The organism is Peptostreptococcus russellii, assembly GCF_003012055.1.
In the GTDB taxonomy this organism is placed as follows: domain Bacteria; phylum Bacillota; class Clostridia; order Peptostreptococcales; family Peptostreptococcaceae; genus Peptostreptococcus; species Peptostreptococcus russellii.
In genome coordinates, this window is the sequence record NZ_JYGE01000003.1 from 712490 (window position 1) to 724599 (window position 12110).

Sequence of the window (12110 nt, forward strand, 5' to 3'; positions counted from 1 at the left end):
TTCAATCTAATTAGACCGAAATCGCACCTTTTTATTTGCTAAAAAAATCTTCTATCTTTTGACCGAAAGACTTTTTATTTTCTTGTACTTTTTCTCCAGTTTCTCCAGCAAATTCTCTTAAAAGTTCTTTTTGCTTATCTGAAAGCTTCTTTGGCACTTCAACTTCTACCTTAACGTATTGATCTCCTCTTGAGCTTGAATTCATCTTCTGAATTCCCTTACCCTTTAATCTAAATACGGTACCTGTTTGAGTTCCTGCTGGGATAGAATATTTAACATCACCATCTATAGTAGGAACCTGTAAGTCATCTCCTAGAGCAGCCTGAACAAATGTTACTGGCATATCAATATATACATCATATCCTTCTCTTGTAAACTTCTTATCTGGCTTAACCTTTACAATTATGTATAAATCCCCTCTTGGAGCACCCTTATCCCCATATTCACCTTGGCCAGCAAGCTTTATTATCTGACCATCATCTATACCAGCTGGTATATCTACTTCTATAGTCTTTGTCTTTCTTACTGAACCGCTTCCACCACATTCATTGCATGGATGTTCTATCTCTTCACCTGTTCCGCTACATTTAGAACAAGTTCTTTGTGAAGACATATTACCAAATGGAGTCTGTCTTATTTCAGTTATGACACCTGATCCTCCACACTCAGAACAAGTCTTTTTAGATGTTCCTGGCTTAGCACCAGATCCATTACATACTTCACACTCTTCATTTCTAGTTACTTTCAATGATACTTTCTTACCAAAAGCTGCGTCTTTGAAATCAATTCTTATAGACTGTTGTATATCAGCGCCTCTCACTGGTCCTCTTCTTGTAGAACCACCGAATCCGCCAAATCCACCAAATCCTCTTGAGCTTCCGCCGCCAAATATATCTCCAAAGATATCTCCGAAAATATCTTCAAATCCAGCACCGCCATACGAACCTCCGCCGCCAAATCCACCTTGTCCATTTACAGCATCTGCTCCGTATTGGTCATATATATTTCTTTTCTCAGAGTCTGATAGCACTTCATATGCTTCATTAATCTCCTTGAATTTTTCCTCGGCTTCTTTATCATCAGGATTTTTATCTGGATGATATTTCATAGCTAACTTTCTATAAGCTTTTTTAATTTCTTTATCATCAGCAGTTTCTGATACACCTAAGATATCATAATAATTCTTATTTGTACTCAAATTCTTACACCTGCCTTATCTTTAATTAACAATAGCTTGTGGTTAATACCACAAGCTATTGTTCTGTATCAACACTCTTTCAATTATATTCTAAAACTATTCGAATGTCTATACTGTTTTATCCGACTACTTATTGTCCTCATCCTTTACTTCTGTAAAGTCAGCATCTACTACATTATCATCCTTTGGAGTTGATTCTTCCTGAGCTTCAGCTCCCTGACCTGCAGCAGCTTCCTGCTGTGCCTGAGAATACATTTCCTGAGAAATCTTCTGGAATTTATTCATTAGTTCTTCAACAGCGTTATTTATTTCTTCTGATGTAGAATTTTCATTGTCCTTTACTTCTCTAACCTTAGCAATAGAAGCTTCTATATCTGACTTTTCTTCTGAACCAATCTTATCGCCTAATTCTTCCAAAGTCTGTTCTGTCTGATATGCTAGTGATTCAGCATGGTTAACAGCTTCTATCTTTTCCTTCTTTATCTTATCAGCTTCAGCATTTGCTTCTGCTTCTCTAACCTTCTTTTCAATTTCTTCTTCTGACATATTAGTGTTTGAAGTTATAGTTATCTTTTGTTCCTTACCTGTTCCTAGATCCTTAGCTGTTACATTAACTATACCATTTGCATCTATATCAAAGGCAACCTCTATCTGTGGCACACCTCTCTTTGCTGGTGGGATATTAGTAAGCTGGAATCTACCAAGAGTAGTATTGTCATAAGACATAGCTCTTTCACCCTGAAGAACATGTATATCAACTGCTGTCTGGTTATCAGCTGCTGTAGAGAATACCTGTGATTTCTTAGCAGGAATTGTTGTATTTCTTTCTATTATCTTAGTAAATACATTACCTAATGTTTCTATACCTAATGAAAGTGGAGTAACATCTAGTAGTAATATATCATTTACTTCTCCTGTAAGAACACCTGCCTGTATTGAAGCACCTGCTGCAACACATTCATCTGGGTTTATTCCCTTATGAGGATCTTTACCTATAAAGTTCTTAACTGCATCCTGAACTGCTGGTATTCTTGTAGAACCACCTACTAATAAAACATCATCTATATCTGAATTAGCAAGACCTGCATCCTTCATTGCCTGCTTAGTTGGTTCCATTGTTTTTCTTACTAAATCTGCAGTTAATTCATTGAATTTAGCTCTTGTTAAGTCCATATTTAAATGCTTTGGACCTTCTGCTGTTGCAGTTATAAATGGTAGATTTATATTTGTAGACATTGTAGAAGAAAGTTCCTTCTTTGCCTTTTCTGCAGCTTCCTTTAATCTCTGAAGAGACATATTATCACTTCTTAAATCTACACCTTCTGCCTTTTGGAATTCATCTGCTAGGTAGTCCATAACTATCTTATCAAAGTCATCCCCACCAAGTTTATTGTTACCTGCAGTAGCTAGTACTTCAAATGTACCATCACCTATTTCAAGGATAGATATATCAAATGTACCACCACCTAAGTCAAATACCAATATCTTCTTTTCTTCATCTAACTTATCAAGACCATATGCAAGTGAAGCAGCTGTTGGCTCATTTATAATTCTCTTAACTTCAAGACCTGCTATCTTACCAGCATCCTTTGTTGCCTGTCTCTGAGCATCTGTAAAATAAGCTGGAACAGTTATTACTGCTTCTGTTACTTTATCTCCTAGGTAACTTTCAGCATCTGCCTTTAACTTCTGAAGTATAATTGCTGATATTTCCTGTGGTGAATAATCTTTTCCGTCTATCTTTACATCATAATCAGTACCCATATGAGTCTTAATTGATGTTATTGTTCTATCTGCATTAGTTACTGCCTGTCTCTTTGCAGGTTCTCCAACTAATCTTTCTCCATCCTTTGTAAAAGCTACTACTGATGGAGTAGTTCTCATACCTTCATTATTTGGTATTATTGTAGGTTCTCCACCTTCTAATACTGCTACACATGAATTTGTTGTTCCTAAATCTATTCCTATTACCTTTGCCATAATTTATACCTCCAAAATCGTTTATCTTTTTCTTTAATTATTTGAATATATTAATTTGATACCTTTACCATTGAGGCTCTAAGTACCTTTTTACCTAATCTATAACCCTTTTGAAGCACAAGTGTTATCTTTCCTGCTTCATAATCTTCACTTGGCTCTTGCATAACTGCCATGTGCATATTGTGATCAAAATCACTTCCAACTTCAGATGGGATTTCTTCTAATCCTGCTTTAGCTAGAGCATCTAGCATCTGCTTATATACTAGCTCTACTCCCTTATATAAAGGATTTTCTTTGTCTTCAAATGATTCAAGAGCTCTTTCCATATTATCTATAACTGGAATTAGTTCATTCATCACTTTTTCATTTGCATAAAGCCCAATTGATTCTTTTTCCTCTGTTGTCCTTCTTCTAAAGTTCGAATACTCAGCACTTAATCTCAAGAAAGCTTCTTCTTGTTCTTTTAGCTGACTTTCCATCTTCTTTATCTGAAAGGCTGGCTCACTGTCTATATTTTCATCATTTCCCTCAACACTATCCAACTCTTCTTCATTCAAATCTTCTGTTTGAGAGTTGTCTTTGATATCTTCCTCTAATTCTTCAACATTGTCCTTCTTTTCATTATCCAAAACATACACCCCTTTTTCGAGTCTATCTTTATCACTTTTTATCATCAAGGAGAAGACTCATATAATTTAATATTGAATAGACCTTAGAATAATCCATTCTAGTAGGTCCTATAAAGCTTATCTTTCCATGTAGATTATCCGAAACATTGTAAGTAGCTGTTATAATACTTAAATCAGTATTTATATCATCACTATTTTCTCCTATAACAATATTTAAGTTATCCTTCTGTATACCCTTTGTCTTAATCATCTTAGCAATATTTTCTTTCTCTTCTAACATATTTAAAAATGATCTTGCTTTAACCATATCGTTAAATTCAGGATAATTAAATATATTAGTTGCTCCAGTCATAGACATCTTATATCCGTCTGTGCTCATTACATTATTTAAAAGATACACTAGGTCATCTACAATTTCAGAATATTCTCCGATTTCATACTTAATGTAAGAAATCATATCCTCATCTAAATCTCCAATCCTCATGCCCTCTAACTTATTAGATAATCTCGTTGAGATTATATTTAATTTTGCTTGAGGAAGTTCAATTGTTGTCTCAAACTCTCTACTCTTAATTTCACCCTCTTCTGATACTACTATCAAAAGTATCTTATTTAATGATAAACTAACCAACTGAATATATCTTATTTTATGTGCTTCTACACCTCGATCATATACAGCTATTGTAGTATAATTTGTCATACTAGATAAAATCTTGGATAATTCTGAGATGAAGTTATCTGATTTCTCAAAGTCACTTCTAATACATTTTTGTAATATTTCTTTTTCATAATCTTCTAATTCATGATCACTCATCAGTGAACCAACATACAACTCATATCCTTTTTGAGTAGGTATTCTTCCCGCCGAAGTATGTGGTTGGATCAAATATCCCATATCTTCTAAATCAGACATCTCATTTCTTATAGTTGCTGCTGAGATACCTAATTTATATTTTTTTGATATAGTACGTGAACCAACAGCTTCTGCTGTTTCTACATAGTCCTTAACTATGGCCTTCAGTATATTCATTTGTCTATCCGTAAGATCCATAGTGTCACCCTCTTTCAAAAGTTGAACCTCACTTGTTATCACTCACCTAACAGGAGTGCTAAACACTTTCTAATACTGTTATAACATGTATTTTTTTAATTGTCAATTCTTTTTTAATGTTTTTTTGTTTTTTATTTACTAAAATATATCTTTTTATATATAGATATCCAGACTTTATTACTAGCTCTATTTCTAGAATACTTTTCTACAACTTAAAAGCCAGTATATATATTGTTGTATATTTTTTACTGGCTTAATAAAATTTATCTTTTAAATTTTGAATAATTTTTTAATTTATTATTTTTAATTATAGTAAAGAGGCATTTTTTCAAATAGATCTTTAAATAGATTAAAATCAACTTCAAAAGCTACTGCCACATTCTTATCTTTACCTTCTAAATCAACTATTGTTTTTCCAATTCTTATTTCGTCTCTGCTTTCAATAGATACCTGACAATTTTTCAATTCCAAACAGCTTTCATCTATTACATATGCAACTGCTAGAGCATCGTGGATAACTACTCCAGGATTTCCAAGTTTTTTATAACGCTTAAACATCTCATCTAATAAACTTCCAATTATATCTATATGTTCTGATTTAACAGCCTTAATTTCTTCTATATTCTCTTCTGATAACAAAGTTTTTCTTGTTACATCTAAGCCTACCATTACCATATTAAAACCTGACTTAAATACTATATCTGCAGCTAAAGGATCCGCCCATATATTGAATTCAGCGTGTTCTGTTCTATTTCCAGAGCTAGCACTTCCTCCCATTATAGTCAACCTTTTGACCATGTTTACTAACTCGGGATACTTTAAAACAGCTATAGCAATATTTGTAAGCGGCCCTATTGCAATAATTTCAAGATTTCCATTTTCTTTTTTTACCTCATCATATATTAAGTCCCATGCATATCGATTATCAAATTCTTTGCTCGAAGCCTCTAAATATATATTTCCTATCCCATTTTCTCCATGAACATCTCCAGCTGTATAAAGCTCTCTGTCAAGCGGTGTTTGAGCTCCCTTTGCCACTGCTACGTTTATGTCTAAAAGATTTGCTATATCAAGTGCATTTTTCGATGTTTTTTCTAGGGTTTGATTTCCACAAACAGCTGTAATTGCTCTAATATCTAATTTTGCTGAACTTTTTGCCAACATAATCGCTAGAAAATCATCTATTCCAGGATCTGTATCTATTATAACTGGTATTTTACTCATCTTTACCTCCATCAATCTAGTATTTATTTGTTAATATATTTATATTGTACTATAAATCATAATAAACTATAGTCAATCTAATTATAAAATAAATATATAAGGCTAATAATCTTTTCAAGCTTAATAAAGCACAACTAATTTATCCATAAAAAATCAGTGTATTATATTTTAAAAATAAATCATAAAAAATAAGAGACCCTTTAATTTTTTTAAAGAGTCTCTCTATGGTATACTTAACAAATTCTTATTCAACTTCTTTCTCTCGATTATTTCTGTATTTCATTTTACTACTTATTGCTAACAAACTTTTAAATTCTTCTTACTCTTTACTTTCTTATAGCTTTCTCACTAACTTCTTCTTGCATTTACTTTTTACTACTCTCTTACTAACTTTTTCTTCTTAATCTCTTCTCACTAACTTCTTATTCTTGCTTTCTACTAAAATCTTACTTCTTTTCAACCTTTTCTTTTACCTTATCAACTACATCTTCTGTTGCATCTTTTACTTCTGAAGCAATCTCTTTTGCCTTTCCACTAATCTCGTCAAGTACACCTTCTGCCTTCATTTTTTTATTACCAGAGATGCCCCCTGCTGTTTTCTTGACTTTTCCTTTTGCCTTATCTTTTAGTCCTTTATCCGCCATAGATTACCTCCTTTTTAAAAAAACATACTTGAAAAGTTCTAAATACTTTCCCTAATTAAATTATACAACACATTCAAGCAAAAGTCTATGTATTATTTGAATTTTCTAATAATTTTTTAAAAATTTTATGTTAGTTCTATTTTTTATATCTAATCGACTCTATTTTTATATTATATTCAAAATTAAAAAGCTGTAGGAATATATCCCACAGCTCTTTAACATTAATTAATATTTATATTTTATTTGGTATTTATTCAATTTTTATTATATGGAGAATACAGCATCATAATCTCCAACCTTTATGTCAGTAGAAAATGGCTCTGGTAAATTTTTGCCTTCTTCCCTATAATGGGCCATCATAATTTGAGTCATATGTTTTCCCATTTTTATAGCTTGATCCACATCATCTACTTGAGTCGCAATATCAAAGTCAGGAATATGTACGTGATATTTGCCCTCTACTTCCTTTATTGCTATTGCATATGGTGTATTTAACATTCTAATATCGCCCCCTCATTCTATTAATGTCTTTAGCTATTGATTTATACTTGATGTATAGCTTCTACATTTCCAAAAGTTTTAACTTGGGTCATATTATTTATAACATTGAATACTAAACTTTCCCTTAATTACTTTTCATATCATCTTAGTTATTAGTCAATATTAGAAATGAAATCAATAAAGTATTTACACTGATCTTCTAGATACTTATAACTAGAATCCAGCTTTATATTACCTTTCTCATCCATTTGAGATCCTGCATTTGCTATTGTGAGCCTTGGCACATTCATTATTTTTAAATTTAGGCAACTTAATAAAGTCACTAAATTATCCTGTGATAGCCCAGTTCCAGACATTCCTTCAGTAATTCCACTTATTGCAGCAGGCTTATCCCACAATATAGATTGTTCTTGTCCCTCTTCAACTCTTGATAACCAATCTAAAAGATTTTTCAAAACACCTGAGAAGAAATGATTATATTCAGGCGTGAAAAACCACAATCCATCTGCTTCTCTAACTTTCTCCCTTACTCTTTTTATACTTTCAGGTGCTGGAAATTCATAGTCTTGATTAAAAAGCGGAACATCATGATAGTCCAAAATCTCAAAATCAACCTTATCTTTCAATATACTCTGAGCATATAAAGCTAACTGCCTGTTATATGATCCTTTTCTCAAAGAACCTACTATTGCTAATATTTTCATAATTATTTCCTCCATAAATTTTATATATTAAGTCTAACTAACTTCTATTTTGAAAAAACATCGTGGTAACTAGTATTTTCTATAAATTCTTTTTTAGCAAAGGGGCACAAAGGAACTATTTTTTTATTTTTCTTTCTTGCTTGATCTACAATCTCTGCAACAAGCTTACTCGCTATACCACGACCACCATATTCTTTTTCTACTTGAGTATGATCTATAATCCACAAATTTGGAGATTCAGAATATGTACACTCACCTATGTTTTTCTTATCATCATAGGCAGCTGACCTTTTCTTTTCCACTTCATATACTATTTTTATCATATTATACACCTACCTTCTTCTATAAATATAAATAATAATTTAAAATAAATCACTAATAAAAAATAAGATCCTTACTATCTATCTTAAATAAAGCTTTTAATATCTTAAGTAATCTAGCAATTTTTTTCCTTTAATCTCTATACACTAATCTTTTAAATATTTTTTTCAATCTTTATTCAATATATACTTGTTATTATACATCTTTATTTTAATTTTTTCAATATTTATACTTTTCTATTTTTTTATTATTTAATCTAAAAAAATAGCCTTTAAATTCTATATAAAATAAATATATATTAGAGTTAACTGTATATATTTATAGTTATTAAAATAAAGATTATTCAAGATTCAAAAAGAAAAAAGGAGCTTGTAAATTTACAATCCCCTTTTCTTATGATTTATAATTTGTTATCTACTATGCTCTTATAGTCTATATGCTTTTTTAAATACCTAGATAGTTGTCCATCCACCATCTATCTGAAGAAGCTGTCCTGTTGTAAAACTAGAAGCATCAGATGCAAAATAAATCAATGCACCATCCAGTTCTCCTGGGTTACCCACTCTTCCCATAGGACAATACGCCTTTAATATTTGTTTAAATTCAGGTGTATCTACAACTTTTTCTGTCATTTCACTTCCAAAGTATGACGGACCTATAGCATTTACAGTTATATTATATTTTGCCCACTCTGCCGCAAGTGATTTAGTAAGCATTAATATTCCACCCTTAGTAGTTGCATATGAAGCAACTGAAAATGGTGCCATAGCTACAGTTGAATGAATTGATCCCAAGTTGATAATTCTTCCACCCTTACCTTGTTCTTTCATAACATTTCCTACTTCACGAGATAGGAAATAAACTGAATTTAAGTTGATATTCATTATATTTAACCATTCATCATCTGGCATATCTAAGGCAGGTGTTCCATAAGCTATACCAGCATTATTAACTAATATATCAATTGATCCAAAATGTTCTTTCACATTTTTTACCATCCCTTTGATGCTATCAAACTCAGTCAAGTCACATCTCTGTACGAATACCTCATAACCCTCAGCCTCTAGATCCTTTTGAACATTTTCCAGTCTGTCTAGTCTTCTAGCTACCAGGGCAATCTTTGCACCTTGGCTTGCTAGAGCTTTTGCAAATTGAACTCCTAAACCTGATGAACCACCCGTTATAAGCGCAACCTTACCTGTAAGATCAAAATAATTTTTCATGGATTTACCTCCTTATGAAAATAAATAGTACTAATTAATAGTTTGCTTGATTAGACTTATCATTTAAAGTCTAGTATATGTAATCTTAACATCATTTCAAAATATTTTCAATAAATTCTGAAAAATTTATTTATTATCTTTAATTGCTCTTAATAAAAATCCCTTCTTTTTTATTTTCAATTAATTATATGTGCTTATTATTGATTTTACTTTTAAAACTATATGCTTTTTATCATTTTTACTTCATAACCTTTATTTATAGTCATTTTTTGTTTTTTATGATATTCTAAAGGTAGCATTTAAAATATTTTTTGGAGGTAATCATATGAAAAAAGGAAAAGGTTGTTTAATCTCTATAATTGTAGTTTTTATATTAATTATAATTATAGGCGCACTTGGAAATAGTCCTAAGGATGAAAAAGCAAAAGATAATATTGCAGAAACAAAAAGTGAATCATCTGTTAGCAAAGATATCGAAAAAAAAGACGAAAAAGAAAAAGAAGATATAAAGGAAGATAAAAAAGAAGATGAAGATATAGTTAAAAGTGGACAATATCAAGTTGGAAAAGATATTCCTGCTGGAGAATATAAAGTTTTTTCAGATTCTAATAATGCTTATATTGAAGTTTCTAGTGATTCAAGTGGAGGCTTTGATTCTATATTATTTAATGATAACTTTAAAACATTTACGTATGCAAAGTTAGATGAAAATCAATACTTAAAACTTTCAAACTGCTATGCTATTCCAGTTGAAAAGGCAAAAAAATTCGAAGATGCTGAAATAAAAGATGGAATGTATAAAGTTGGTGTAGATATTCCTGCTGGAGAATATAATATTACTGCTAGCGGAAATGGATATTACGAAATAAATAATACTCCACACGATATGATGAATATTATTTCAAATGATAACTTCACAGATAATAGAATCGTAACTGTACAAGATGGACAATATATAAAAATTTCAAATGCAATTGCCAAAATTAATAATTAAAATCTAAATAAGATGAGTATTTGTATACAAATACTCATCTTATTTTCATATTTTTAAAAGCTTTAAAAAATATTTTATTTATTCTTTAATAACAAAAATAACATATTATTTATTCCTAAGCTCTACTTTCTAATAAATAATATTTTTATACTTATTTAAGTGATATAATTAAATAATAAACGTATTCTTCTAAAAGAATACATATTTTGGAATTAAAATATGTTCTTCAATTTATTAAATAGTATATTTTATAAGGAGGTCTTATAATGAATAAAAATTTTATCAAATCATTAGCTTTATCAATTGCATTACTCTTTACTTCATCTATCCCAGTATTTGCAGATATAAATGTATCAAGGATTTCTGGATACGATCGATATGAAACATCAATAAATGCTAATAAAAAATATATGAATCAAGCAAACGGTAACCTTGCAGTAATAACAAGTGGAAATGATTTTAAAACAGCCCTATACGGTAGCTATATGGCATCAGCTTTAAATGTACCTTACTTTGTAAATCCTAAACATGGTGTAAGAACTGATATATTAAATGAATTAAAGAGGTTAAAAGTTAATAGAGTTTATATTATGGGGGATTATAATATATTAGATAAAAGTGTAGATAATACGTTTAAATCTAAGGGTATACAAATTGAAAGGTTATATAGTGAAGAACTTAGTTATAAGGTAGATAATATTATTTTTAATACTTTCCATTATGGAGAAAATAGGGGCGATATAAGCATGTCTATTTTAATAGATGATAATAAATTCCCCGACCTATTATCATCTATACCTTTTACTTCAATTATGGCTAGAGATGATAGAATGGGGTTGCTTAGATATCCTGAAGATGATTTCATAGAAGAAGATGCATATATAGATGGTTTTGGCTTTATTATAGGTGGCGAAAAGAGTGTCCCAGCTAAGTTCTGGGCAGGTGGGAAAGCTGACTACCCCGACTCTCCAAAACCAAATTATGTTCAGGATAGTGGGCTACATTTAGAAATGGGTGAAGGTTATAAATACTACTACGGAAGGATCTATGGACAAAACAGATATGAAACAGCTGTTGAAATTGCAAAATCTTATAAAGCAATGTTTAATAAGGTCGCAAGCACTATAGTCTTAGTCAACGGAGAAAATTATCCAGATGCTTTATCATCAAGCTTAGTAGCGACTCAGAACAATGGTGCAGTATTACTTACTCAACCTAACAAGCTAAATGAAGATACGGCTAGGTACATAAAAGACAACAATATAAAAAATATTATTATCGTAGGTGGCGAAAAATCAGTATCTAGAAATGTAGAAAATAAATTAAAATCATTTTACTAAAGGCGGTACTTTATGAAAACTAAAATTCAAAAGATACTATTATTAATATTAATGACTTTTTTCACCTTGATATCATTTGGAGTCCTTATTCTTTTATTTGATAAAAAAAATGAAATTGGAGATTTTATTGCTTATTTGATCATATTTACTATAACTGGTTTTTTATATTATTATTGGAAAACCTTTGATGAAAGAAAGGCGAAAAAATTAGATTCAATTTATATTAAAAAGGAAAAGAAACTTAATAATATTTATACTCAAAATGTGAAAAAGCTTAAAGACCGTTATAACGAAAAAGAAA

General features: G+C 30.7%; 13 protein-coding genes. 3 read left to right on the top strand and 10 right to left on the bottom strand.

Annotation, left to right across the window (positions count from 1 at the left end; translation table 11 throughout):
• Positions 1–31: 31 nt before the first annotated feature.
• From dnaJ to UF10_RS05105, 10 genes are all read right to left on the bottom strand, one after another.
• A complete protein-coding gene (gene dnaJ / locus UF10_RS05060; protein WP_106776725.1) occupies positions 32–1198 on the bottom strand; it encodes a molecular chaperone DnaJ in 1167 nt (388 codons plus the stop codon).
• Between the two features lie 126 nt (positions 1199–1324).
• Positions 1325–3178: a molecular chaperone DnaK gene (gene dnaK, locus UF10_RS05065; protein WP_106776726.1), complete on the bottom strand. Its 1854-nt coding sequence runs from the start codon at positions 3176–3178 to the stop codon at positions 1325–1327.
• Positions 3179–3228: 50 nt separating this feature from the next.
• Positions 3229–3816, bottom strand: a complete 588-nt coding sequence (grpE, locus tag UF10_RS05070; protein WP_334293814.1) for a nucleotide exchange factor GrpE — start codon at positions 3814–3816, stop codon at positions 3229–3231.
• Positions 3817–3838: 22 nt separating this feature from the next.
• Positions 3839–4858 (bottom strand): heat-inducible transcriptional repressor HrcA, encoded by a 1020-nt coding sequence (hrcA, locus tag UF10_RS05075; RefSeq protein ID WP_106776728.1) that lies wholly within the window; start codon positions 4856–4858, stop codon positions 3839–3841.
• 303 nt (positions 4859–5161) lie between these two features.
• On the bottom strand, positions 5162–6082 hold the full coding sequence (locus tag UF10_RS05080) for a nucleoside hydrolase (protein ID WP_170062451.1): 921 nt from the start codon (positions 6080–6082) through the stop codon (positions 5162–5164).
• 446 nt (positions 6083–6528) lie between these two features.
• Positions 6529–6726 (bottom strand): CsbD family protein, encoded by a 198-nt coding sequence (locus UF10_RS05085; RefSeq protein WP_106776730.1) that lies wholly within the window; start codon positions 6724–6726, stop codon positions 6529–6531.
• 264 nt (positions 6727–6990) lie between these two features.
• A complete protein-coding gene (locus tag UF10_RS05090) occupies positions 6991–7224 on the bottom strand; it encodes a type II toxin-antitoxin system HicB family antitoxin (RefSeq protein ID WP_106776731.1) in 234 nt (77 codons plus the stop codon).
• 155 nt (positions 7225–7379) lie between these two features.
• Complete coding sequence (locus UF10_RS05095) at positions 7380–7931, bottom strand: NADPH-dependent FMN reductase (protein ID WP_242969048.1); 552 nt, start codon at positions 7929–7931, stop codon at positions 7380–7382.
• 44 nt (positions 7932–7975) lie between these two features.
• Positions 7976–8254 carry a GNAT family N-acetyltransferase gene (locus UF10_RS05100; protein WP_242969049.1) on the bottom strand — a complete coding sequence of 93 codons (279 nt, stop codon included), beginning with the start codon at positions 8252–8254 and terminating at the stop codon, positions 7976–7978.
• A 450-nt stretch (positions 8255–8704) separates the two neighbouring features.
• Positions 8705–9475 (bottom strand): SDR family oxidoreductase, encoded by a 771-nt coding sequence (locus UF10_RS05105; RefSeq protein ID WP_106776733.1) that lies wholly within the window; start codon positions 9473–9475, stop codon positions 8705–8707.
• A gap of 325 nt (positions 9476–9800) precedes the next feature.
• Here UF10_RS05105 and UF10_RS05110 point away from each other — a divergent pair, with 325 nt between their 5' ends.
• The 3 genes from UF10_RS05110 to UF10_RS05120 all read left to right on the top strand — a co-directional run.
• Complete coding sequence (locus UF10_RS05110; protein ID WP_106776734.1) at positions 9801–10469, top strand: hypothetical protein; 669 nt, start codon at positions 9801–9803, stop codon at positions 10467–10469.
• 266 nt (positions 10470–10735) lie between these two features.
• On the top strand, positions 10736–11809 hold the full coding sequence (locus UF10_RS05115; RefSeq protein ID WP_106776735.1) for a cell wall-binding repeat-containing protein: 1074 nt from the start codon (positions 10736–10738) through the stop codon (positions 11807–11809).
• 12 nt (positions 11810–11821) lie between these two features.
• Positions 11822–12110 (top strand): hypothetical protein (locus UF10_RS05120; RefSeq protein ID WP_146130769.1); only part of this gene is annotated, 289 nt, incomplete at its 3' end.